Below are 25,233 nucleotides of genomic sequence, written 5' to 3'. Positions count from 1 at the left end.
GAGAAACCAACATGAAATTAAACAAATACATAGACCATACGCTTTTAAAACCTGAAGCGTCAGAAGAGCAGATTCTGAAGTTAATTGAAGAAGCAAAAGTTTATGATTTTGCCAGTATCTGTGTCAATCCAACCTGGATAGAGTTTGCTACGGAGCAGCTAAAAGGCTCAGATGTCAAGGTTTGTGTGCCAATTGGTTTTCCTTTAGGAGCCAACACTTCCGATGTGAAAGCTTTTGAAACGAAGGACGCAATCCAAAAGGGTGCGGGTGAAGTGGATATGGTCATCAATGTCGGTGCTCTGAAATCTAAAGATTATGATTTTGTAGAGCGAGACATCCGTGCGGTTGTAGAAGCTGCTAACGGTACCTTGGTCAAGGTAATTCTGGAAACTTGCCTGCTGACAGATGAGGAAAAGGTTAAGGCCTGCCAACTGGCTCAGAAAGCTGGAGCTGATTTTGTTAAGACTTCTACGGGATTTTCAACTGGCGGTGCGACAGTCGCAGATATCGCCCTTATGAGAAAAACAGTTGGTCCTGACATGGGCGTCAAGGCTTCTGGCGGTGCTCGTTCCTATGAAGATGCGCTGGCCTTTATTGAAGCAGGTGCGACTCGTATCGGAACTTCAGCTGGTGTGGCGATTATGAAGGGAGAAGAAGCTAGTGGCGACTACTGAGTTGATTGACTTGGCTGTTCAAGCCAGCAAAAATGCTTATGTTCCCTATTCTAATTTCCCGATTGGAGCGGTTTTGGTCGCTAAAGACGGACGGGTATTTACCGGCGTTAACGTTGAAAATGCCAGTTTTGGCTTGACCAACTGCGGAGAGCGGACAGCTATATTTAAGGCAATTTCAGAAGGTGCTTTAGATTTCGAGGAGTTGATTGTCTATGGTGAGACGGAAAAACCCATATCACCCTGTGGTGCCTGCCGCCAAGTAATGGCAGAATTTTTTGCTGAGGATCTAAAAGTGACCTTGGTCGCTAAAGATAAATCGACGGTCGTGATGACGGTCAAGGAATTACTTCCATATTCTTTTACAGATTTAACATAAGTCTGTTATCGGTCATCTGACCAAACTCAAACTTGCAACTGTGTTGCACATCTTAATTAGGAGGTTCAGAAATGAACAAAAAACAATGGCTAGGTCTTGGTCTAGTAACTGTCGCAGCATTCGGACTTGCTGCATGTGGAAACCGTGCTTCTCGCTCAGATTCTTCAAACGCGAAAACTGATTTGAAGGCTGCTATCGTAACTGATACTGGCGGTGTTGACGATAAGTCATTTAACCAGTCTGCATGGGAAGGTCTGCAAGCTTGGGGTAAAGAAAACGGTCTTTCTAAAGATAACGGCTTTACTTACTACCAGTCTACAAGTGAAGCGGATTTTGCAAATAACTTCAGTCAAGCAGCTACAAATGGCTATAAATTAGTTTATGGCGTTGGTTATAAATTAGCACCTGCTGTTACAGCTGCTGCTGATGAAAATGCTGATATTAATTATGTTATTATTGATTCTGTTATCAAAGACAAGAAAAATGTAGCATCTGCTGTTTTTGCTGATAATGAAGCTGCTTATCTTGCAGGTGTTGCTGCTGCAAAAACTACTAAGACTAACAAAGTTGGTTTTATTGGAGGGGCACGTGGCGAAGTTATCACTCGTTTTGAAAAAGGCTTTGAAGCAGGAGTGAAGTCTGTTAACAAAGATATTTCAGTTGATATTCAATATGCTGAAGACTTTAATAATCCTGAAAAAGGAAGAACTATTGCTGCAACCCAATATGCCGCAGGAGCTGATGTAGTTTATCAAGCTGCTGGTGGTACTGGAGCAGGTGTCTTTAAAGAAGCAAAAGACTTGAATGAGAAGAAAAACGAAGATGAAAAAGTTTGGGTAATCGGTGTCGATCGTGATCAAGCTGAAGAAGGTAAATACAAGTCTAAAGATGGAAAGGAATCTAACTTTGTACTTGCTTCCAGCTTAAAACAAGTTGGCAAAACTGTTCAAGAGATTGCTACTCAAACAGCTGATGGTAAATTCCCGGGTGGGAAAGTAATTACATTTGGTTTGAAAGATGGTGGAGTTGAATTGACAACTTCTAACCTATCTGAAGATGCTAAAAAAGCTGTAGAAGATGCTAAGAAACAGATTATTGATGGTAGTGTAAAAGCGCCTGAAAAATAATAAAGATCCAGAAGCGACCCAACCTTCTTGGGTTGCTTTTTTAGGGTATTGAGACATTTTGTCTCAATAGAACCTACTAACTTGATTAGTAGGCTCTACTGAAATAAAATATAATTTTCTAGAAAGGAATACTCTAATGGCACATGAAAATGTCATTGAGATGCGTGAGATAACTAAAGTTTTTGGTGAATTTGTCGCAAATGACAAAATCAACCTACAACTGCGTAAAGGCGAAATTCATGCACTTCTTGGTGAAAATGGAGCTGGGAAATCTACCTTGATGAATATGTTGGCTGGTCTTTTAGAGCCAACTAGTGGAGAAATTTTTGTCAACGGAAAATCGGAAAAATTGGATTCTCCTTCTAGGGCTGCAGCTCTCGGAATAGGAATGGTTCATCAGCACTTTATGTTGGTTGAAGCATTTACTGTTGCTGAAAACATTATTCTTGGTAGCGAAATAACGAATAAAGGTGTATTAGATTTGAAAAAAGCTAATGCAGATATCCTTGAATTGTCAGAACGCTATGGCTTAGCTGTTGACCCAACAGCTAAGATTGAAGATATTTCTGTTGGTGCCCAACAACGTGTAGAAATCCTGAAGACCCTCTATCGTGGTGCCGAAATTTTGATCTTTGATGAGCCAACGGCAGTATTGACCCCTGCTGAAATTTTGGAATTAATGGATATTATGAAAACTCTTGTTAAAGAAGGGAAATCTATTATCCTGATTACTCATAAACTAGATGAAATTCGAGCAGTAGCGGATCGTGTCACAGTTATTCGCCGTGGAAAATCAATTGAAACTGTTAGCATTGAGGGCGTTTCAAATAAAGATTTGGCTGAAATGATGGTTGGTCGTTCGGTTTCTTTTGTTACTGAAAAGGAAGAAGCTAAACCGAAAGACGTTGTACTTCAAATTTCTGATTTGATAGTGAATGAGAATCGTGGTGTACCAGCTGTTAAAGAGCTTTCTCTTGATGTTCATGCAGGTGAAATCGTAGGAGTTGCTGGGATTGACGGTAACGGTCAGAGTGAGTTGATTCAGGCTATTACAGGACTTCGAAAAGTAAAATCAGGAAGTATTAAAATAAAAGGAAGGGAAGTTGTAGGACTTTCTCCACGAAAGATTACAGAAATGCAAGTAAGTCATGTACCTGAGGATCGTCATCGTGATGGTTTGGTACTTGAAATGATGCTTTCTGAAAATATTGCTCTCCAGACTTACTATAAAGAACCGCTCAGTAACAAAGGTGTTTTGAATTATAATCAAATTAATTCATATGCCCGTAAATTGATGGAAGAATTTGACGTTAGAGCAGCTAGTGAACTTGTTCCAGCATGTGCTTTGTCAGGGGGAAATCAACAAAAAGCTATTATTGCTCGAGAAGTTGATCGTAATCCAGATCTATTAATTGTCAGTCAACCTACTCGCGGATTGGATGTTGGTGCGATTGAGTATATTCATAAGCGTTTAATTTCTGAACGTGATAAAGGGAAAGCCGTTCTTGTTGTCAGCTTTGAATTAGATGAAATTCTTAATTTATCAGACCGTATTGCTGTTATTCACGATGGAAAGATTCAAGGAATTGTAAAGCCATCTGAAACTAATAAGCAAGAGCTTGGTATTCTCATGGCTGGTGGAAAAATCAAGGAGGGTTCTAATGGATAAAAAAACACAGCAAATTGCTATTCCTTTTATTTCAGTTCTTTTAGGAATCTTACTTGGCGCCATCATCATGTGGATTTTTGGTTATGATGCCTTGTGGGGTTATGAAGAGTTGTTCAAAACAGCTTTTGGTTCCATTAAAAATGTTGGAGAAATTTTCCGAACCATGGGGCCTCTAATTTTGATTGCTCTTGGGTTTGCAGTGGCTAGCCGTGCTGGTTTTTTCAATGTAGGTTTACCTGGTCAAGCTTTGGCAGGATGGATTGCAGCTGTTTGGTTTGCCCTATCTTTTCCAACCATTCCTCGTTTTGCAATGTTACCGCTGACTGTCCTTGTAGCAGCAGTTGCTGGTGGTTTAATTGGTTTAATTCCCGGCTTGTTAAGAGCATTTTTAGGTACAAGCGAAGTTATTGTTACCATTATGATGAACTATATTGTTCTTTTTGCTGGAAATGAAATTATTCGGAATTTCCCTAAAAAACTAATGGTTGATTCCGAATCAAGTATTCCTGTTTCGGCAAACGCTAGCTATCGTCTAGACTTTCTTACAGAGCTTACTAAGTCACGCATGAATATTGGAATTTTCATTGCTTTGATTGCTGTCGCTGTAATTTGGTTTATCATAAAGAAAACCACACTTGGATTCGAAATTCGCTCAGTAGGTCTTAATCCAAATGCTTCAGATTATGCAGGGATGTCGGCGAAACGTACTATTATTCTTTCAATGGTGATTTCTGGAGCTCTTTGTGGTATTGGAGGAGCAGTTGAGGGTATAGGTACTTTCCAGAACGTTTATGTTCAAGCAGGATCTCTGGCTGTTGGATTTAATGGTATGGCAGTTGCTCTTCTTGCTAGCAACTCTCCTATCGGAATCATTTTTGCTGCGTTCTTACTTGGAACATTACAAACTGGTGCGCCTGGTATGACAACAGCTACTATTCCTCCAGAACTTGTCAATATTGTAACAGCTTCCATTATCTTCTTTGTAAGTGCTCACTACATTATTGAAAAATATATCAAACCTAAAAAACGAATGAAAGGAGTAGAGTAGAGATGAATATTGTTGCTATTCTAACAATACTTGTATCAAATATGCTGGTCTATGCCGCTCCTCTCATTTTCACCAGTATTGGAGGTGCTTACTCTGAGCATGCTGGTGTTGTTAACGTTGGCTTGGAAGGCATCATGGTCATGGGAGCTTTTACAGGAGTTGTTTTTAACCTGACTTTCGCTGAAAGCTTAGGAGGAATGACTATTTGGCTTTCTCTTCTCGCAGGTGGTTTAGTTGGTCTCATTTTTTCTGCGATTCATGCAGTAGCAACCATTAATTTTCGTGCTGATCATGTTGTTAGTGGTACTGTACTGAACTTGCTGGCGCCAGCTTTAGCCGTCTTTCTTGTGAAGGCTATTTATGGAAAAGGACAAACTAATAATATTGATTTATCTTTTGGTAAATTTGATTTTCCGATTTTGTCTAATATTCCTGTTATTGGAGATATTTTCTTTAGAAATACTAGCTTGATGGGTTACATAGCTGTTGGATTCTCATTTTTAGCTTGGTTCATCATGTTTAAGACGAAATTTGGGCTTCGCTTACGCTCAGTAGGTGAACATCCTCAAGCTGCTGATACATTAGGGATTAACGTTTATCTTATGCGTTACTACGGAGTGTTGATTTCAGGATTTTTGGGAGGAGTAGGTGGAGCTTTGTATGCTCAATCTGCTTCGGTTAATTTCTCTGCTACGACGATTGTCGGCCCTGGATTTATCGCTTTAGCTGCCATGATTTTTGGTAAATGGAATCCGATAGGTGCTATGCTTTCAAGTCTTTTCTTTGGACTTTCCCAAGCACTGGCTGTTGTTTCTACTCAGATTCCTTTCCTTGCTCATATACCTGCGGTTTATCTTCGTATCGCGCCTTATGCGTTGACAATCATTGTTTTAGCCGCTTTCTTTGGTAAATCAGTTGCTCCAAAAGCCGATGGTATCAACTATATCAAGTCTAAATAAACCTTTACACCAGTTCTTTGGAGCTGGTGTTTTTTTGTGATGAGAAGAAACTATAATCAAAAGTGTTAGGAATAGAAAAAGCCTGCTTCGTCTGAAGTGGGCTTTTTAAGATTAGTTTGTTGCGATTTCATTTAGCAGGTCTTCTGCAGTGGTAGTTGGATTAACTCGTACTCGGTTAAGTGTGAGCAAGCCATTAGATAAGGAAGCTAGTCCGTTATTGGTCGTCAATCCCATCTTGTAGCCAAGGCTTTCAGCAATCTGCAAGGTTGCATCACTGTATCGTCCAGATGGATAAGCAACGGTTTTAGTTGTTTGAGACAGTTCTTTGTCCAAGTAAGACTTGGAGTCTTTTAACTCAATTTTTTGTTGGTCTTCTGCAGTCGCTGAGAGGTCAGGATGGTTGACAGTATGGTCTTCAAAAGACATGCCTTTGTCCTTCATTTCCTTTATCTCATCCAGTGTCAGCATATCTTCACGACCCGCTTGAACAAATCCAGTAATGACATTATTGGTTGCTTTCATGTCATATTTCTGGAGAAGTGGAAAGGCATTAGTATAGAAATCCCTTAAACTATCATCAAAGGTCAGCCAGACGACTTTTTTATTTTCTGGCAAGACATTCTCCGTCAGTACCTTGTATGCTTCTGCCGGCGTTAGTGGATAGTAGCCTGCGTCTTTCAAGGCTTTCAGATGGCTTTCAAATGTAGCTGGATCAACAATCAAACCAGCATTAGCTGCTTCTGATGGGTCCATGACGTGAATGGCATGATACATCAAGATAGGAACTTGAACCGGCTGGTCTTGCTTGACCCATTTGACCTTGTCTTTACTGCTGTCATCCGAAGCCGTCTTTTTTTCCTGAGTCGGTGCTGACGAAGTTTTAGATGAAGTATCGACCTGGTTCGTTGACACATTGTTAACTTCTTTTTGGTTGTGCGAGTTTTGCAGCTTGGCTAGTAAAGAAAAGCCACCTACAATCAGGACGAGAAAAAGTAATAAACTCGTTAAAGAAAGCAAAATAGCTCTTTTTCTAGCTTTGCGTTGCTGCATGCGATTTCCTCTGTGTTTTCCTGTCATAATATCTCCTTTTTAAAAAAAATTACAATTCCTTGCGGAAATTTACATCTATTATAACAAATAAAGAAGTAGTTTTGTAGGCATTTTTATATAATTTTGTTATAATATTTTTTATACAAGAAATTTTCAAGGAGTGCTTCATGTCTATTAAAATAGCTTTACTTGGTTTTGGAACAGTGGCAAGCGGTGTGCCTTTTTTACTGAAAGAAAACGAAGAAAAAATCGTTCAAGCGGCTCATTCAGAGATTGAGGTTGCTAAAGTCTTGGTCAAAGATGATGCTGAAAAAGATCGTCTTTTAGCAGCTGGAAATGACTTTAACTTTGTCACAAATGTTGAAGAAATTCTGAAGGATCCTGAGATTACTATCGTTGTAGAATTAATGGGACGAATCGAGCCAGCGAAAACGTTCATCACTCGTGCTCTTGAAGCTGGCAAACATGTGGTAACGGCCAATAAGGACTTGCTGGCTGTTCACGGAGCAGAGTTGCTGGAAATTGCTCAAAAGCAAAATGTAGCTCTCTATTATGAAGCAGCTGTTGCCGGTGGGATTCCGATCCTGCGTACCTTGGTTAATTCATTAGCTTCTGACAAAATTACCCGTATCTTGGGTGTGGTCAATGGAACCTCTAACTTTATGATGACCAAGATGGTGGAAGAGGGTTGGTCTTATGAAGACGCTCTTGCTGAAGCACAACACCTTGGCTTTGCTGAAAGCGACCCAACCAATGACGTAGATGGCATTGATGCGGCTTACAAGATGGTGATTCTTAGCCAGTTCGCCTTTGGTATGAATGTTAAATTTGAAGATGTGGGCCATCAGGGAATTCGAAATATCACACCAGAGGATGTGGCTGTTGCTCAAGATCTGGGCTATGTAGTCAAGCTGGTTGGTTCTATCGAAGAAACGGCATCAGGTATTGCAGCAGAAGTAGCTCCAACATTTCTGCCTAAAGCGCATCCGCTTGCTAGTGTCAATGGGGTAATGAATGCTGTCTTTGTCGAATCCATCGGTATCGGAGAATCCATGTACTACGGACCGGGAGCTGGGCAAAAACCAACTGCAACTAGTGTTGTGGCAGATATTGTTCGTATCAGCCGCCGTTTGAATGAAGGAACTGTTGGCAAGGCCTTTAATGAATTTAGTCGTGAGCTTGTGCTAGCTAAGCCAGAAGATGTGAAGAGTAGCTATTATTTCTCTATCTTGGCACCTGACTCTAAAGGCCAAGTTCTGCATTTGGCTGAGATTTTCAATGCTGAGGATATTTCCTTTAAGCAGATTCTGCAGGAAGGTACAGATGGTGAGAAGGCTCGCGTGGTGATTATTACCCATGCTGTCAGCAAGACACAGCTGGAAAATGTCACTGTTAAGCTCAAAGAAGTTGCTGAGTTTGACTTGCTCAATACCTTCAAAGTATTAGGAGATTAAGATGAAAATTATTGTACCAGCGACCAGTGCCAATATCGGTCCTGGCTTTGACTCCGTTGGGGTAGCCCTCTCAAAATATCTGGAAATTGAAGTCTTGGAAGAAAGTCAGGAGTGGGTGATTGAGCATGACCTCAATCCGAGAATTCCTAAGGACCGACGCAATTTACTGGTTAAGATTGCCCTGCAGTTGGCTCCAGATATTCAGCCACGCCGTTTGAAAATGACCAGTGATATTCCATTAGCTCGTGGACTTGGGTCTTCTAGTTCGGTCATTGTGGCTGGGATTGAATTGGCCAACCAGCTGGCTCATCTTAATTTGTCGGATTATCAGAAACTGAAAATCGCTACCAAGATTGAAGGACATCCTGACAATGTTGCGCCAGCGATTTATGGTAATTTGGTCGTATCTAGCTCATCTAGAAATCAGGTATCTGCTGTGGTAGCGGACTTTCCGGACGCAGACTTCATTGCCTATATCCCAGACTATGAGCTTCGGACGGTTGAGAGCCGCCAAGTCTTACCAAATCGGCTTTCTTACAAGGAAGCTGTTGCGGCTAGCTCCATTGCCAATGTTGCGATTGCAGCTCTTTTAAAAGGTGATATGAAAATCGCTGGTCGGGCTATCGAGTCTGATTTGTTCCACGAAAAATACCGTCAACCTTTAATCAAGGAATTTTCAGATATTAAGTTCTTAGCCAGAAAAAATGGCTCTTACGCAACCTATATCTCAGGAGCAGGACCGACTGTTATGGTTTTATCGCCCAAGCACAAGACGGAGATGATTTATCAGCTTCTGCAAAAACAGAATTTCAAAGGGCAAATCTTCCGGCTTCGGGTGGATACTGAGGGCGTTCAAGTAGAAAAATAAATCATCAAGAGGTTTTCTATGAGCCTCTTTTTTCATTTCTAAGCTATGGAGTTGATATCCCTATCTTTTTATACCTAACTGTGCTATAATGGGTCTAGCTTTAAGGAGGATAATTCACTTTATGGATCATTTAGAATTACAGGCTCTGGCGAGTGAGCTAGGCTTACAGTTTGATGAATTTTCGTCTCTTGTCTTCGGACAGATAGATGGTTACACGCTCTATATTGAGCCCACAGAGCAAAGAAAGCAATATAGGATTTGTTTTTCTGTTAAGGCTGGCGATGCTTTTACTGCGCCAAATGCCTTTGATGACTTGATTAAAAACTCAGAGGTTCTCACCGGCAGCCAAATGAATCACTACAAGCTGGTACTTTATGCTAAAGCCAAGACCAATCAAGCTCTTGCACAAGCTGTTCAAGAAGCGCTTGTCTTTTTCAAGGAAAGAGGCTTTGTAAATGTTTGTGAACAAAGTGGTGAGCCTGGGCAGATTGATGTCTATCAATTGGGAGGAAATATTCTGATTTTGTCACGACAAAGCTTTGAAAGTCTGAGTTCAGGTCTTTCGCTGGAAAATCAGATCTATGACAATCAAAAAGAAAGTATCGTTGGTGGTATTGTCGGTGCTTTTGTCGGCAGTCTCATTGGTGGAGCGGTAATCTTATTGATTGCGCAGATGAACTATGTGGCTGTTGCTGGAGGGTTGGCCATGGGTTACTGTACCATCAAAGGGTATGAGTTGCTGGGTAAAAAGCTATCTAAAGCAGGTATTGCTATTAGTATCGTGTTTATGGTCTTGGTGACTTTCTTAGTCAATCAGTTTGACTATGCTTTGTTACTTGTTCGAGAATATCCAGACGCGAATGTATTTGATGCCTTTTCAGCTGTCAACGAATCAATTTTTAATGGAATTATCCCAGATAACTATTGGTTCAACTTGATCTTGCTCTATGTTTTCACTGGAGCTGGAGCTTTCGGTGCTATCAAAAATGCTCTTTCTACTCAAACACAACGCTATGCTACTAGGCAATTATAATCATTAAAAAGCTGACCTTTCTCAGCTTTTTCTTTGTAATCTATCGTAAATGCCATAGATTTTTGATATAATAGAGTGTATTTTGTTTACATAAAAGAGAGAAAATCATGCAAAAACTAGAGAAATTAAAAACTGAATTAGAGGGAATCGACATTCGCTTCAATGAGCCTTTGAGTCAATACACCTACACAAAGGTCGGGGGCGCAGCCGATTTCTTAGTTTTTCCCCGCAATCGTTATGAGCTGGCTCGCATTGTTAATTTTGCCAATCAAGAAGACATTCCTTGGATGGTGCTGGGAAATGCTAGTAACATCATTGTGCGAGACGGCGGTATCCGAGGTTTCGTTATTATGTTTGACAAGCTCAACAATGTAGCGGTGGATGGCTATATGATTGAGGCAGAGGCCGGAGCTAATCTGATTCAGACAACCCATATCGCTCTGCAGAATAGTCTGACTGGCTTTGAGTTCGCTTGTGGTATTCCAGGCAGCGTTGGCGGAGCTGTCTTTATGAACGCCGGGGCTTATGGCGGCGAGATTGCTCATGTCTTGGTATCTTGCAAGGTACTGACTCCTCAGGGCCAAGTCAAAACGTTGGACGTTAGAGATATGAAGTTCGGCTATCGTCACTCACTTGTTCAGGAAACAGGCGACATTGTTATTTCTGCTAAGTTTGCTCTTTCGCCTGGTGTTCACAGAACGATTCGTCAGGAAATGGAGCGCTTAACCCATCTGCGGGAGCTCAAGCAGCCTTTGGAATATCCATCCTGTGGCTCTGTTTTCAAGCGTCCTTTGGGTTACTTTGCTGGTCAGCTCATTAGTGAAGCAGGACTCAAAGGTCATCGGATCGGTGGTGTAGAGGTATCTGAGAAGCATGCCGGCTTTATGATTAACGTCGATAAAGGAACGGCTCAAGATTACGAAAATCTTATCGCTCATGTGATTGAAAGGGTGCGGGAAAATTCAGGTATTACTCTGGAGCGCGAAGTCCGCATCATTGGTGAATCTCTGTAAGACAGATATGATTTCCAGTAGAAGTATGCTGGATAAGGAACTGCAGCTGGCTGCAACTTAGTAAGGGGGTGAAAGCCTATCGACACGGAATTTATAAAGGGCCTTTACAGCCCTCACGAGGTAGCAGCGGTCTGACAGAACCCTTAATCTGTTAATACGAGAAAGAAGGAATTTATGACAATTGAAAAAACCAATCATCGAGTTTAAAAACGTTTCAAAAGTTTTTGAAGATAATAATACTGTCGTTCTGAAAGATATTAATTTCGAGCTGGAAGAAGGAAAGTTCTATACTTTGCTAGGCTCTTCCGGCTCTGGTAAATCAACGATTCTGAACATCATTGCTGGTCTTTTAGACGCGACAGACGGGGATATTTTTCTTGATGGCGTCCGCATCAATGATATTCCCACTAATAAAAGAGACGTCCACACGGTTTTTCAGTCCTATGCACTGTTTCCGCATATGAATGTTTTTGAAAATGTTGCCTTTCCGCTGCGTCTGCGCAAGGTTGATAAAAAAGAAATTCAAGAGCGGGTTGCTGAAGTGCTGAAAATGGTTCAGCTAGAAGGTTTTGAGCGCCGTTCTATTCGCAAACTGTCGGGCGGTCAGCGCCAGCGTGTAGCCATCGCGCGGGCAATCATTAATCAGCCGCGGGTTGTTTTACTGGATGAGCCGCTGTCTGCTCTGGATTTGAAGCTGCGTACAGATATGCAGTATGAGTTGCGGGAATTGCAGCAGCGTCTCGGCATTACCTTTGTCTTTGTCACGCACGACCAAGAGGAAGCTCTGGCTATGAGCGACTGGATTTTCGTTATGAATGACGGCGAGATTGTTCAGTCGGGGACGCCTGTTGATATTTATGACGAGCCCATCAACCACTTTGTTGCAACCTTCATTGGCGAGTCCAATATTCTGCCAGGTAAGATGATTGAGGACTATCTGGTTGAGTTTAACGGCAAGCGCTTTGAAGCAGTGGATGGTGGGATGCGCCCAAATGAATCTGTTGAAGTGGTGATTCGGCCGGAGGACTTGCGGATTACTCTGCCAGAAGAAGGCAAGCTGCAGGTTAAAGTTGATACCCAGCTTTTCCGTGGCGTTCACTATGAGATTATCGCTTATGATGAACTGGGCAATGAATGGATGATTCACTCGACTCGCAAGGCCATTGTTGGTGAAGAAATTGGTCTACATTTCGAGCCTGAAGATATCCATATCATGCGTCTCAATGAAACTGAAGAAGAATTCGATGCCCGTATCGAAGAATATGTAGAAGTAGAAGAGCAGGAAGCGGGGCTGATCAATGCTATTGAGGAGGAACGCGATGAAGAAAACAACCTCTAATCTTTTTCTCTTGCCCTACCTGCTCTGGATTTTCCTCTTTGTCTTGGCACCTGTTGTCATGATTATCTGGAAGTCCTTCTTCAACATTGAGGGCCAGTTTACGCTGGAAAATTACCAGACCTACTTCACATCGCAGAACTGGACCTATCTCAAGATGAGTCTGAATTCGGTTCTTTATGCAGGAATTATTACTGTCGTAACCCTGCTGATTTCCTATCCGACCGCATTCTTTTTGACTCAGCTCAAGCACAAGCAGCTCTGGCTCATGCTGATTGTCCTGCCGACCTGGATCAATCTTCTGCTCAAAGCTTATGCTTTCATCGGTATTTTTGGTCAGAATGGCTCAATTAACCAATTTTTGACTTTTATCGGAGTAGGACCGCAGCAGATTCTCTTTACGGACTTTTCATTTATCTTTGTAGCCAGCTACATCGAGCTGCCTTTTATGATTCTGCCCATTTTCAATGTTCTGGATGATTTGGATCCAAATCTTATCAATGCCAGCTATGACTTGGGAGCTAATCGCTGGGAGACTTTCCGTCGGGTTGTTTTCCCTTTGTCCTTGAATGGTGTCAGAAGTGGGGTGCAGTCAGTCTTTATCCCTAGTCTCAGTCTCTTCATGCTGACCCGCTTAATCGGCGGTAATCGAGTGATTACTCTGGGAACTGCTATTGAGCAGCACTTCCTGACTACTCAAAACTGGGGCATGGGCTCTACTATCGGAGTGGTACTGATTGTTGCCATGCTCTTTACCATGTGGGCAACCAAGGAAAGGAGAGGGCGATGAAAAAAATTGCAAATCTCTATCTGGTCTTTGTCTTTTTGGTGCTCTACATCCCCATCTTTTACCTGATTGCTTATGCTTTTAATGCTGGGGAAGACATGAATCGTTTCACAGGAATCAGTCTCAGTCATTTTCAAAATCTCTTTGAGGATTCACGCCTTATTCTGATTTTGGTTCAGACCTTCTTTCTGGCTTTCCTGTCTTCGTTGATTGCGACGCTGATTGGAACTTTTGGAGCCATCTATATCTATCAAGCCCGCAAGAAATATCAGGATGCCTTTCTGTCTATCAACAATATCCTCATGGTAGCACCGGATGTCATGATTGGCGCCAGTTTTCTGATTCTCTTTACCACTGCGAAATTCCAGCTGGGCTTTCTGTCTGTGCTGGCTAGCCATGTAGCCTTTTCCATTCCGATTGTGGTGCTGATGATTCTTCCGCGTCTGAAGGAAATGAATGATGATATGATTAAAGCTGCCTATGACCTAGGTGCTAGTCAGCTGCAAATGCTAAAGGAAATCATGCTGCCTTATCTGACTCCAGCCATCATCGCTGGCTACTTTATGGCCTTTACTTACTCATTAGATGACTTTGCAGTGACCTTCTTCGTCACTGGAAATGGCTTTTCTACTCTGTCTGTTGAGATTTACTCCCGCGCTCGGCAGGGAATTTCTCTGGAAATCAATGCCCTATCAGCCTTGGTCTTTCTCTTCAGCATTGCTTTGGTAATTGGGTATTACTTTATCACCCGTGAGAAGGAGGAGACCGTATGAGAAAGCTCTATTCATTTTTAGCGGGGATTCTGCTGATTATCTTAGTCTTATGGGGTGTTAGTTACCAGATCGAAAGTCGGACGCAGAGCAAGGAGAGCGATAAGCTGGTCATTTACAACTGGGGTGACTATATCGATCCTGCCTTGCTGACGGAGTTTACCAAGGAAACTGGTGTCCAAATCCAGTATGATACATTTGACTCCAATGAAGCCATGTATACGAAAGTGAAGCAGGGCGGCACAACCTACGACATTGCTATTCCCAGTGAATATATGATTGCCAAGATGATGAAGGAAGGCTTGGTGGAGAAGCTAGATCATAGCCAGATTAAAGGTTTGGAAAATATCGGTTCTGACTTTTTAGACCAGCCTTTCGATCCTGGAAATCAGTATTCAATTCCTTATTTTTGGGGAACGCTGGGCATTGTCTACAATGAAAAAATGGTTGATAAAGCTCCGGAGCATTGGAATGATCTCTGGCGACCTGAATACAAAAACTCCATCATGATGATTGATGGAGCCCGCGAAGTCATGGGAATTGGTCTGAACTCGGATGGACATAGTCTCAACTCCAAAGATGCAGATCAGCTCCAGGAGGCTGTTGATAAGCTCTACACTCTGACGCCAAATATCAAGGCCATTGTAGCTGATGAGATGAAGGGATACATGATTCAGAACAATGCTGCTATCGGAGTGACCTTTTCTGGCGAGGCTCGGCAGATGCTGGAGGCCAATGAAGACCTGCGCTATGTCGTACCAACAGAAGCCAGCAATCTTTGGTTTGATAATATTGTCATTCCTAAAACGGTCAAAAATAAAAAAGCAGCCTATCAGTTTATTAACTTTATGCTGAGACCGGAAAATGCTTATAAGAACGCTCTTTATGTTGGCTATTCGACACCGAATCTTCCTGCCAAGGCCATGTTGCCTAAGGAAATTCAGGAAGATGAGGCCTTTTATCCTACTGAGGAAACGATGAAACATCTGGAAGTTTATGAGCAGTTGGGTCCTAAATGGCTGGGGACCTATAACGACCTCTATCTTCAAGTCAAGATGTATCGGAAGTGATAGTCAAGCAAGGCTGCTTGATGAATACAAGAAAAACGCCTGGCTCAATGAGCTGGGCGTTTTCTGCTTGTTTAGTTTGAAGCTTCTGTCTGAGTATTGGTTGCTGTATCTGCCGTAGAGCTAGAGGCAGTAGTGTCGCCTGCTGCTGTATCTGCTGCAGAGCTAGACGCACTAGTCTCAACTGCTGTTGTATCACTGCTGGAAGCAGCAGTATCAGTTGCAGTTGTTGAAGCAGGGTTGCTAGTTTCTTTTTCGATTTCCTTGATGATGGTAGTCGTTGCAGTAGAGCTGCTGGTATCAGTTTTTGATTTTTCATCCTTTTGGCCAGTCAGATTCATGATCGTGATGCTGGCAATGATGATAGACAAGATACTGGCAACCGTTGCAATAGTCTTTTGGAAGGCTGAAAGACCAGTTTTGATATGTTGTTTAGTGGGTTTTTTAGTTGATTTTGTCTTGTTTTTATTGCTGCGAGAATAGTTTTCCATGCTCGAAAGAATCTCCTTTTAAAATTTCAATGATTTCTTATCTCTCATTATACGTTTTTTATCTGAAAATGTCTTAAAAAAATCAAATTTTTATTTATGAAAACGTACACAGAAGATTGCTGTTAAGAAAAGAAACTGCTCAAATTTGGATTGAGCAGCTTCTTGAGCTAGAATAGCAAAGTAATCATGACTTCTTATCTTGGAGTGCCGCTTGAGCGACAGCCAGTCTTGCTGCTGGAACCCGATAAGGCGAGCAGGAAACATAGGTGACACCAATTTCCTGGAAGAAGGGGATGGAAGCCGGATCGCCCCCGACCTCACCGCAGATGCCGATAGGAAGTTCAGGTTTGACTTGACGCCCTTTGCTGATAGCTATCCGCATCAATTCACCAACGCCGTCCTGGTCAACACTTTGGAAAGGATCAAAAGGAAGGATTTCTTTCTCTTTATAATGGCCGATGAATTTTCCAATATCGTCCCGTGAGAAACCGTAGGTCATCTGGGTCAGGTCGTTAGTACCAAAGCTGAAGAAGTCCGCTTCGTGAGCTAGCTGGTCTGCAACCAGACAGGCACGCGGAAGTTCAATCATAGTGCCGATTTCATAAGGGAAAGGCTCTAGACCTTGATGTCTAAAGAGCTTGTTGATATGTTGGATGAGAAAGGCTTTGACAGAGTCCAACTCAGCCTTGTCAGCAATCAGCGGAATCATGATTTCTGGCTTGACAGTCAATCCTTCTTGACTCAGCTTGATAGCACTATTGAAGACGGCTTCGACCTGCATCTTGTAAATCTCTGGTTGCGTAATCCCCAGACGGCAGCCACGGTGGCCTAGCATTGGATTGCTTTCTTGCAGCTGTTCAATGCGGCGAGTCAGCTTTTCTGGTGACTTGTGCAGCTTGTCAGCCAAAGCCTTGATTTCCTGTGAATCTTTAGGTAGAAATTCATGCATCGGCGGATCCAAAAGACGGATAATCATAGGTTTGTCCTGAACTGCTTGGAACATTTGATAGAAGTCTTCTTCTTGGAACTCCAGCAGTCTTTTGAGGGCGGATCTGGTTTCCAATTCGTTGTCGGCTAGAATCAGGCGCCGCATTTCTAGAATTCGTTCCTGACCAAAGAACATGTGTTCAGTACGAGCAAGACCGATACCTTTTGCCCCAAACTTAATAGCTGTTTTCAAATCCTGAACGGTCTCTGCGTTGGCACGGACTTTGAGTTGTGCGACTTCGTCTGCCCATGAAAGCAGTCGTTGGAGTTCTTGGTCATTTTCGACTAGGACGGTCGGAATCTCACCGCTATAAATGCGTCCCGAGCTGCCATCAACTGAAATGACGTCAGCTTCGGTCAAGACAAGATTTCCGCAGGAAACGGTCTTGCTTTCCTCGCTGATGTTCAGCTCACTGCAGCCAGCCACACAGCAGGTTCCCATTCCCCGGGCTACGACAGCTGCGTGAGAGGTCATACCGCCCTGACTGGTTACGATGGCCTGACTGACAACCATGCCCTCAATGTCTTCAGGTGAAGTTTCCTGACGGACTAAAATGACCTTTTTACCCAAGGAGTGGTAGTCTTTGGCGCGCTCAGCTGTAAAGACAATCTCGCCAGTTGCTGCACCAGGGCTGGCTGGCAGTCCTTGAGCCAAGAAAGGAGCATCTTGCAGAGCTTTTTCTTCAAATACAGGATGGATGAGCTGGCTAATCGTAGCGGGAGATACGCGCTGGAGAGCTTCTTTTTTGCTGATAATGCCCTCGTCTACCAGATCTAAGGCGATTTTCAAAGATGCCTTAGCGGTCCGTTTACCGTTTCTAGTTTGGAGAATATAGAGTTTACCCTTTTCAATGGTAAATTCGATATCTTGCATGTCCTTGTAGTGGTTTTCGAGAATCTTAGCATAGTCTTGGAAGGCTGCATAGGCCTGAGAGAGAGCTGTCTCAAGTGCAGCAATAGGCTCAGGGGTCCGAATGCCGGCTACGACATCCTCTCCTTGTGCATTGAGCAGAAATTCGCCAAATAACTGATGCTCACCGCTGGCAGGGTTTCTCGTAAAGACGACTCCTGTACCACTGGCTTGGTCGCTATTGCCAAAGACCATGGCTTGGACATTTACCGCTGTTCCCAAATCATGAGGAATATTATTCAAGTTGCGGTAGACCTGAGCTCGGGGATTATTCCAAGACTTGAAGACCGCCTTGATAGCAGCATAAAGCTGCTCTTTCGAGCTTTGGGGGAAGGTTTGATGATGCTCACGATAAAGCTGCTTGTACTGGTCGATTAATGCTTGATGTTCATCCAATGTAAAATCCTTGGCTTGTTTGCCAGCATTCCTTTCAAAATAGCCCAAGAGGTTATCAAACTCATCCTTGGAAATGCCATAAACTACATCAGCAAACATTTGCAGCAACCGGCGGTAGCAGTTGTAGGCAAAGTCAGCGTTGGTCTGCTCAGCCAGAGTCTGGGTTCTTAAATCGTTTAGACCTAGATTAAGAATAGTGTCCATCATGCCCGGCATGGAAAACTTGGCTCCGCTTCGAACAGACACTAAGAGCAAGGCTGAGTCGTTGCCACTGAAATATTTACCTGTTTTTTCTTCCAGGACAGTAACCGCTTTCAAAACATCTTCTTTTAAAGAAGATTCAAAGAAATAAGGGTTTTTTAAATATTCGATACAGCTTTCTGTAGTAATAGTAAAACCTGGAGGGACAGGCAGTCCCAAATTGGTCATTTCAGCTAGGTTGGCTCCTTTTCCGCCAAGCAAAGCCTTATCATCTGCACATCCTTCCTCGAAGGAGTAAATCCATTTCGCCATATTTACCTCCAAAATTATGAAATATGTGTCATATTGTAGAACAACTACATTGTAATATACATCACATATATTTGTCAACCGAAAAAATCATCTTGTTTTATTGACAATTTTTCTTTTTTTGTTATAATGTGTTACAAAATGATGATTATTTAAATGTTTAAAAATGAAATATGAGCAATAATTCCTAAATTTTAAGCGAAATCAGGCTAATCATCTATTATAAAGAACGAAGGAGTCAGACCTATTTGAAATTAAGTGAACGGCAAAAGAAAATTGTAGAAATTGTAAAAGAACACCAGCCACTCAGCGGTGAGAAAATCTCTGAATTACTCGATATTTCTCGGGCGACCCTGCGCTCGGATCTGTCTTTTCTGACCTTGGTTGGTATTTTGAAGGCTACGCCTAAAGTTGGTTACACATATTCGGGCTCAGATTTAGAGACGCTTTTCTTTTTCGATACCTTTCGAAAGGAAGTGGCGGAAATTATGACATCTCCTGTTTTAGTATCTCATGATTCTTTTATTCAAGATGCCATTATCACCTTATTTATGTATGATGCGGATGTTCTCTATGTCATTGATGAGCATAAGCTGCTCTTGGGGATTTTGTCGCGTAAGGACTTGCTGCGGGCTTCGCTCAATACTAACATTGACAGCACGCCTGTAGCGGTTTGCATGACCCGAATGCCCCATATTAAAACTTGCTACAAGGATATGAATATTTTGGAAGCGGCAGCAGTTTTGCAGGATTTTGCGATTGATTCACTGCCGGTAGTCGATGAGGATAATGAGCGTAAAATTTTAGGAACTGTGACCAAGTCAGCCCTGCTGGATTATATTATTCAAGAGGCCAGAAGCGCTGAGGTTAATAGATAAGAGGAATGAACATGAAGAAAGAAATTATTGTTTACAGCATTTCAGATTCTTTGGGGGGGACTTCGCAGAAGCTGTTGTCTGCGGTGACAGCTCAGTACCCAGATATTATTTTTAATAACAGCTATCGTTTTCCATTTATCAACAAGGAAGAAGAATTGCTGGCTATTCTGCGCGATGCCATCAAGGACGATGCCCTTGTCATCAGTACTCTAGTCGATAGCAAGCTAGCAGCTGTAGCTAGAGAGTTCAGTCAGGCCAATGGGCTTGCTTATCTAGATTTGATGCATCCATTTTTTGAGATTATCAGAGAAAAGACGGGCACCAGTCCTATAGAGGTGCCGGGTACTCTGCACCGGCTGGACACTGAGTATTTTAATAAAATCTCTGCTATTGAGTTTGCGGTCAAATACGACGATGGCAAGGCACCACAAGGATTTTTGGATTCGGATTTGGTGCTCTTGGGCGTCTCCCGAACATCCAAAACGCCACTCAGTATTTATCTGGCTAATAAAGGCTACAAGGTTTCTAACCTGCCTTTGATTCCAGAAGTCCCTCTGCCTCAGGTCTTGGAAAAGGTAGATCCGGAGCGGATTATCGGCCTTTTATGTGAGCCAGAAAAACTGTCTAAGATACGCAGTAATCGCTTGAATTCTCTGGGATTAACCCAGTCGACCAGCTACACGGATCTGGAAAAGATATACGAAGAACTAGACTACTCAAAAGAAGTCTTTAAAAAGTATCGGGCACATGTCATCAATATCACGGATAAATCAATTGAGGAGACGGCTTTCTTGATTGAAGATCATTTGAAGAAATTGAGATAAGAGAGAAGATCGAGAGAGCGGTTATAGAGTGAGGACTGAAGATGGAGCAATATAAGCGTATTTTATTGAAAGAATTTGACAGTCGCCAGAAAGTCATTACAGAACTGACCAACCTAGAGGCAATTTTGAACCTGCCCAAAGGGACGGAGCTGTATATCAGTGACATTCACGGGGAGTTTGCTGCATTTGACTATATTTTGAGAAGCTGTGCAGGTATCCTCAATGAGAAGATCAAGGACTGTTTTGGGGACAGCTTGTCAGAAGTTCATAAGGACCGGCTCTCAGCGCTGGTTTCCTATCCTGAGCTTGTGCTGGGGGAAGAAACTAAAGGCCAAGACTGGTATCAGGAAACCATTCCCCAGCTCTTGAACTTGCTGGCTTTTGCGGGTGCAAAATACAGTCGGTCCAAGGTTAGAAAGGCCTTGCCGCCACAGTATGCCTATATTATCGAGGAGTTGCTCTATAGTGACACGGCTCTAGCTGATAAAAAGTCCTATTTTGAGAATATCCTGACTTATGTGATTGAATTGCGGGAAGCTGTGCCTTTTATCCTAGGCTTGTCTCGAAGTATCCGGCGGTTGTTGATTGACCATCTGCATGTGGTTGGAGACATTTTTGACAGAGGAGCTGGTAGTGCTCAGGTCATTGATGAACTGCAGCATTTTCACTCGCTCGATATTCAGTGGGGCAATCACGACATTATCTGGATGGGAGCCTTTTTTGGCTCTAAGGCCTGCTTGCTCAATGTGTTGCGCATCGCAGCTCGCTATGGCTATCTCTGGGATATCGAGAAAGATTATGGTTTAAACCTGCGCTCTTTGACCCTTTTTGCGGACAAGACTTACCAGTCTAATCCTAAGTTTAGGCCTATTCTTGGTGGCAGAGAGCAGGAGTTTTCTGAAGAGGAAATTCTGCAACTGGAAAAGGTTCACCAAGCCTTGTCGATTATCCAGTTCAAGCTGGAAAATCAACTTATCAAACGACGGCCTGAATTCCAGATGCAGGACCATGTCATGTTGGACAAGATTGACTATTGGGAAGAAAGCATTACGATTGACGATACTAAACATGCCCTGGTTAATACCTGCTTCCAAACTATCAATCCGGAAAATCCTTCAGCTTTGACACCAGAAGAAAATCAAGCTGTAGACAGTATGCTGGCCTCGTTCCAAAGTTCTCTTAAGATGGCAGAGCATATGAGTCTTCTGATGAACAAGGGCTCTATGTATAAAATCTACAATAAGCACTTGCTTTTTCACGGCTGCATTCCTTTGGAGCCATCAGGAGAATTCCAGCCTTTCATTCTCAATCAAGCCCATTATGCGGGCAAGGAATTGCTGGATTTCTTTGAGTATCATATTCGGCAGGCGGCCAAGGACAAGGAAGTGGGCGATGATTTGTCGACTGATTTGATTTGGTATTGCTGGCAAGGTAAGCTTTCTCCTCTGTTTGGCAAAGAAAAGATGACTACCTTGGAGCGCTATTTCATTGAAGATAAGGAGACCCACAAGGAAGTGGAAAATTCTTATTTTTCTTATCGTAATTCTGAGAAAGTCTGCCAGCTGATTTTGGAAGAATTTGGTCTCTTTTCTCAAGAGTCTAGGATGGTCAACGGTCATACTCCGGTTAAGACAGGCAAGGGAGAGTCGCCTATCCGTGGGGGCGGTCTGCTCTTTGTCATTGATGGTGGCCTCTGCAAGGCCTATCAGAAGAAGACTGGAACGGCTGGCTATTCACTGCTCAATAATTCCTATGGCTTCCAGCTAGTGACCCATCAGCCTTTCCAAAATGCTCAAAAAGTTGTAGAATCGCCGTTTGCTCAAACCTCCCTGAAGAAGGTGATTGAAAATGTAGAGGAACGAACCCTCATCAAATCTACTACCATCGGTCAGAGCTTGTTAGCTCAACAACAGGAACTCTTTGGCTTATTGCATGAGTTTTATGACCGGTGAAGTTTAGCCCTAAGTTTTAACAGAATTTAGGGCTTTTTCTTTCTTGTTCCAGTTTCTCTTTCGTGTTACAATAGGAGTATTGAAATTTAGAGGAAAGAACATGATTTATTTAGATAATTCAGCGACAACCAAGCCTTATCCTGAGGCTTTGGCCGCTTACACAGAAGTAGCTTCTAAAATCTGGGGAAATCCATCCAGTCTGCACAGTTTAGGCAGTCAGGCAACCCGTCTCTTAGAAGCTTCACGCAAGCAAATAGCAGAGCTTTTAGGCAAGTCTTCATCGGAGATTTTTTTTACGTCTGGAGGAACAGAAGGAGACAACTGGGTGCTTAAAGGAGTCGCCTTTGAAAAGATTCCTTTTGGAAAACACATCATCGTATCTAATATTGAGCATCCCGCGGTTAAAGAATCAGCCCTCTGGTTGCAGAGTCAGGGATTTGAAGTCGATTTTGCACCAGTCGATAAATCTGGTTTTGTTGAGGTAGACAAGCTAGCGGAGTTGATTCGACCAGATACCACTCTAATCTCTATCATGGCTGTCAATAATGAAATCGGCAGTATTCAGCCCATTCAGAAAATATCCGAACTTCTAGCAGATAAACCAACTATTTCCTTTCATGTGGACGCTGTACAGGCTGTTACGAAGATTCCGACAGCTTCTTATCTGACGGATCGCGTGGATTTTGCGACATTTTCCAGTCATAAATTTCACGGTGTCCGGGGCGTAGGATTTGTCTATATCAAGTCTGGCAAGAAAATCAGTCCGCTTTTGACTGGTGGAGGACAGGAGTCGGATAAGCGCTCCACAACAGAAAATTTAGCTGGTATTGCAGCGACAGCCAAGGCTCTGCGTTTGTCCATGGAAAAGCAAGAAGTATTTGCCCAGCGGACGGCTCAGATGAAGCAAATTCTCCTTGAAGAGCTGCAGAAGTATCCAGATGTGATGATTTTCTCAGATCAGGAAAATTTTGCGCCTCATATACTAACTTTTGGTATTAAGGGAGTGCGGGGTGAAGTTGTCGTCCATGCATTTGAAGACTACGAGATCTATATCTCGACTACTAGTGCTTGCTCTTCTAAGGCCGGAAAGCCAGCAGGAACTCTAATCGCTATGGGCGTCGAAAAGTCTCTGGCTCAGACTGCTGTCCGTATCAGTTTGGATCTTGACAACGATATGAGTCAGATGGAGCAGTTTTTAACAACTTTTAAAATTATTTACGAAAAAACCAGAAAAGTAAGGTAAACAATGCAATATTCAGAAATTATGGTGCGCTATGGTGAGCTCTCAACCAAAGGGAAGAACCGCATGCGCTTTATCAACAAACTTAAACGCAATATCCAGGCTGTCTTGTCAGTCTATCCGCAGGTCCATGTCAAGGCTGACCGTGATCGGACCCATGTTTATCTGCACGGTACAGACTATCAGCCAGTCGCTGAGTCACTCAAGCAGATCTTCGGGATTCAGAATTTCTCGCCGTCTTACAAAATTGAAAAATCTGTACCAGCCCTAATCGAAGCTGTCCAATCTATCATGAAGGAAGTCTATCAAGAGGGCATGACCTTTAAGATTTCCAGCAAACGCAGTGATCACAGCTTTGAATTGGATAGCCACGAGCTCAATCAGACACTTGGTGATGCTGTTTTTGAGGCCATTCCTAATGTTCAGGTCAAGATGAAAGCGCCAGATATTGAACTGCGGGTCGAAATTCGTGAAGAAGCGGCCTATATCTCGTATGAGACGATTCGTGGTGCTGGGGGACTGCCAGTCGGCACTTCAGGCAAAGGCATGCTCATGCTCTCAGGTGGGATTGACTCACCGGTGGCTGGCTATCTGGCTCTCAAGCGAGGTGTGGATATCGAGGCGGTTCACTTTGCAAGTCCACCTTACACCAGTCCAGGTGCGTTGAAAAAAGCTCAAGATTTGACGCGAAAATTGACCAAGTTTGGCGGCAATATCCAGTTTATCGAAGTCCCTTTTACAGAGATTCAGGAGGAAATCAAGGCCAAGGCTCCAGAAGCCTACCTGATGACACTGACTCGTCGCTTTATGATGCGTATTACGGACCGGATTCGAGAGGAGCGGGGTGCTCAAGTCATTATCAACGGAGAAAGTCTTGGTCAGGTGGCAAGTCAAACGATTGAGAGTATGCAGGTTATCAATGCTGTAACCAATACACCGGTTATCCGTCCTGTCGTGACCATGGACAAGCTGGAAATCATTGAGATTGCAGAGAAAATTGATACTTTCCAAATTTCTATCCAGCCATTTGAAGACTGCTGTACCATTTTTGCTCCAGACCGGCCTAAAACTAATCCAAAAATCAAGAATGCTGAGAAGTACGAAACTTACCTAGATGTTGAAGGTTTGGTAGAACGTGCTGTCGCAGGCATTATGATTACAGAAATCACACCAGAAGCTGAGACCGACGAAGTTGATGAGCTGATTGAGGGGCTCTTGTAAAAGCGAGAGAAGGTGACGTTTATGCTTGCTGTTTTTCTCTTAATTCCTTTTCTGCTGATTCGTTTTCCTTTATTAAGTCATTTTGGCAAAAATGCTTTGTCACGCGCAGCTTATTTTGCACCAGTCCAAGGAATGGAAAAGATAGCTTATATGATTTATCAATTGAGCAATCTAGCCTTGTTCATAACTCATTTTTTGCTTGAAATTAAGTTTGATTTTTCTGTTTTCTTTTATGCTGGTATAGCTATTTACCTGCTTGGTTTGGCTTTGTGTGCTATCAGTATGAGAGATTTCGCTAGACCAGATGCAAACGGCATGAATACAAAGGGCATTTATCGCTATTCCCGTAATCCCATGTATGTAGCTTACTTTGTTTATTTTTTGGGAATAGCTTTTTTGACCAAATCAATGATTTTCTTTCTGATTTTAGTGACTTTTCAGACTGCGGCTCACTGGATTATTATCTCTGAGGAGCGCTGGTGTCTTGAAAAATTTGGGAAAGCTTATCAAGACTATCAAGATAGGGTACGGCGTTATATTTAGAAATTTTCTGAACTAATAATTATTTAATAAAGCAGTTAGCGGATAACAAT

General features: G+C 42.7%; 23 protein-coding genes. 20 read left to right on the top strand and 3 right to left on the bottom strand.

All coding sequences use genetic code 11. From position 1 onward, the window contains the following. Positions 1-11: 11 nt before the first annotated feature. From deoC to D8877_RS09270, 6 genes are all read left to right on the top strand, one after another. Positions 12-674: a deoxyribose-phosphate aldolase gene (gene deoC, locus D8877_RS09295; protein ID WP_125353137.1), complete on the top strand. Its 663-nt coding sequence runs from the start codon at positions 12-14 to the stop codon at positions 672-674. Next, positions 661-1,050: a cytidine deaminase gene (locus tag D8877_RS09290; protein ID WP_125353135.1), complete on the top strand. Its 390-nt coding sequence runs from the start codon at positions 661-663 to the stop codon at positions 1,048-1,050. Before deoC ends, D8877_RS09290 begins: the two co-directional genes overlap by 14 nt. Positions 1,051-1,121: 71 nt before the next feature. Beyond that, a complete protein-coding gene (locus D8877_RS09285; RefSeq protein ID WP_002906684.1) occupies positions 1,122-2,177 on the top strand; it encodes a BMP family lipoprotein in 1,056 nt (351 codons plus the stop codon). Between the two features lie 136 nt (positions 2,178-2,313). Continuing rightward, a complete protein-coding gene (locus D8877_RS09280) occupies positions 2,314-3,846 on the top strand; it encodes an ABC transporter ATP-binding protein (RefSeq protein WP_125353133.1) in 1,533 nt (510 codons plus the stop codon). Further along, positions 3,839-4,894, top strand: coding sequence for an ABC transporter permease (locus D8877_RS09275; RefSeq protein WP_125353131.1), 1,056 nt, complete (start codon positions 3,839-3,841; stop codon positions 4,892-4,894). The genes D8877_RS09280 and D8877_RS09275 overlap by 8 nt, the downstream gene beginning before the upstream one ends. Before the next feature lie 2 nt (positions 4,895-4,896). Beyond that, positions 4,897-5,853, top strand: coding sequence for an ABC transporter permease (locus D8877_RS09270; protein ID WP_125353128.1), 957 nt, complete (start codon positions 4,897-4,899; stop codon positions 5,851-5,853). 111 nt (positions 5,854-5,964) lie between these two features. On the opposite strand, the gene D8877_RS09265 is transcribed toward D8877_RS09270, so the two are convergent. Continuing rightward, positions 5,965-6,930 carry a polysaccharide deacetylase family protein gene (locus D8877_RS09265; protein ID WP_125353126.1) on the bottom strand — a complete coding sequence of 322 codons (966 nt, stop codon included), beginning with the start codon at positions 6,928-6,930 and terminating at the stop codon, positions 5,965-5,967. 140 nt (positions 6,931-7,070) lie between these two features. Between D8877_RS09265 and D8877_RS09260 the strand changes: the two genes are divergently transcribed. The 8 genes from D8877_RS09260 to D8877_RS09225 all read left to right on the top strand — a co-directional run bounded on the left by D8877_RS09260 (position 7,071) and on the right by D8877_RS09225 (position 15,234). Then, positions 7,071-8,357 carry a homoserine dehydrogenase gene (locus D8877_RS09260; RefSeq protein ID WP_125341270.1) on the top strand — a complete coding sequence of 429 codons (1,287 nt, stop codon included), beginning with the start codon at positions 7,071-7,073 and terminating at the stop codon, positions 8,355-8,357. Position 8,358: 1 nt separating this feature from the next. After that, positions 8,359-9,225, top strand: a complete 867-nt coding sequence (gene thrB / locus D8877_RS09255) for a homoserine kinase (protein WP_125341269.1) — start codon at positions 8,359-8,361, stop codon at positions 9,223-9,225. 121 nt (positions 9,226-9,346) lie between these two features. Further along, entirely contained in the window at positions 9,347-10,258 is a 912-nt protein-coding gene (locus D8877_RS09250; protein ID WP_125341268.1) for a hypothetical protein, read from the top strand. Positions 10,259-10,365: 107 nt separating this feature from the next. Next, positions 10,366-11,271: a UDP-N-acetylmuramate dehydrogenase gene (gene murB / locus D8877_RS09245; RefSeq protein ID WP_125341267.1), complete on the top strand. Its 906-nt coding sequence runs from the start codon at positions 10,366-10,368 to the stop codon at positions 11,269-11,271. A 181-nt stretch (positions 11,272-11,452) separates the two neighbouring features. Then, on the top strand, positions 11,453-12,610 hold the full coding sequence (locus D8877_RS09240) for an ABC transporter ATP-binding protein (RefSeq protein ID WP_002904388.1): 1,158 nt from the start codon (positions 11,453-11,455) through the stop codon (positions 12,608-12,610). Beyond that, positions 12,591-13,397 (top strand): ABC transporter permease, encoded by an 807-nt coding sequence (locus tag D8877_RS09235; RefSeq protein ID WP_002895634.1) that lies wholly within the window; start codon positions 12,591-12,593, stop codon positions 13,395-13,397. The genes D8877_RS09240 and D8877_RS09235 overlap by 20 nt, the downstream gene beginning before the upstream one ends. Continuing rightward, the gene (locus D8877_RS09230; RefSeq protein WP_125341266.1) at positions 13,394-14,167 is read left to right on the top strand and encodes an ABC transporter permease; all 774 of its coding nucleotides are present in this window, start codon (positions 13,394-13,396) and stop codon (positions 14,165-14,167) included. The genes D8877_RS09235 and D8877_RS09230 overlap by 4 nt, the downstream gene beginning before the upstream one ends. Further along, complete coding sequence (locus D8877_RS09225; RefSeq protein WP_125341265.1) at positions 14,164-15,234, top strand: ABC transporter substrate-binding protein; 1,071 nt, start codon at positions 14,164-14,166, stop codon at positions 15,232-15,234. Before D8877_RS09230 ends, D8877_RS09225 begins: the two co-directional genes overlap by 4 nt. 71 nt (positions 15,235-15,305) lie before the next feature. Here the strand turns inward: D8877_RS09225 and D8877_RS09220 are convergent, their stop codons facing one another. Both D8877_RS09220 and ppdK read right to left on the bottom strand, forming a co-directional pair. Beyond that, entirely contained in the window at positions 15,306-15,722 is a 417-nt protein-coding gene (locus D8877_RS09220) for a DUF6556 family protein (protein WP_125341264.1), read from the bottom strand. 184 nt (positions 15,723-15,906) lie between these two features. Then, positions 15,907-18,528 (bottom strand): pyruvate, phosphate dikinase, encoded by a 2,622-nt coding sequence (gene ppdK, locus D8877_RS09215; protein ID WP_125341263.1) that lies wholly within the window; start codon positions 18,526-18,528, stop codon positions 15,907-15,909. 245 nt (positions 18,529-18,773) lie between these two features. Here ppdK and D8877_RS09210 point away from each other — a divergent pair, with 245 nt between their 5' ends. The 6 genes from D8877_RS09210 (at position 18,774) to D8877_RS09185 (ending at position 25,183) form a co-directional block, all read left to right on the top strand. Continuing rightward, a complete protein-coding gene (locus tag D8877_RS09210; RefSeq protein WP_002915339.1) occupies positions 18,774-19,403 on the top strand; it encodes a CBS domain-containing protein in 630 nt (209 codons plus the stop codon). Between the two features lie 5 nt (positions 19,404-19,408). Further along, a complete protein-coding gene (locus D8877_RS09205; RefSeq protein ID WP_011836893.1) occupies positions 19,409-20,227 on the top strand; it encodes a pyruvate, water dikinase regulatory protein in 819 nt (272 codons plus the stop codon). 41 nt (positions 20,228-20,268) lie between these two features. Next, positions 20,269-22,179, top strand: coding sequence for a fructose-1,6-bisphosphatase (locus D8877_RS09200; protein WP_125341262.1), 1,911 nt, complete (start codon positions 20,269-20,271; stop codon positions 22,177-22,179). Between the two features lie 100 nt (positions 22,180-22,279). After that, positions 22,280-23,422 (top strand): cysteine desulfurase family protein, encoded by a 1,143-nt coding sequence (locus D8877_RS09195; RefSeq protein WP_125337399.1) that lies wholly within the window; start codon positions 22,280-22,282, stop codon positions 23,420-23,422. 3 nt (positions 23,423-23,425) lie between these two features. Then, positions 23,426-24,640, top strand: a complete 1,215-nt coding sequence (gene thiI, locus D8877_RS09190; protein WP_125341261.1) for a tRNA uracil 4-sulfurtransferase ThiI — start codon at positions 23,426-23,428, stop codon at positions 24,638-24,640. 21 nt (positions 24,641-24,661) lie between these two features. Continuing rightward, the gene (locus D8877_RS09185; protein WP_125341260.1) at positions 24,662-25,183 is read left to right on the top strand and encodes a methyltransferase family protein; all 522 of its coding nucleotides are present in this window, start codon (positions 24,662-24,664) and stop codon (positions 25,181-25,183) included. The last annotated feature ends 50 nt before the right edge of the window (positions 25,184-25,233 follow it).

It is taken from the genome of Streptococcus sanguinis (assembly GCF_003943735.1).
GTDB lineage: Bacteria > Bacillota > Bacilli > Lactobacillales > Streptococcaceae > Streptococcus > Streptococcus sanguinis_E.
Note: the sequence above shows the minus strand (reverse complement) of the source record. Positions and strands in the feature narration are given on the sequence as shown.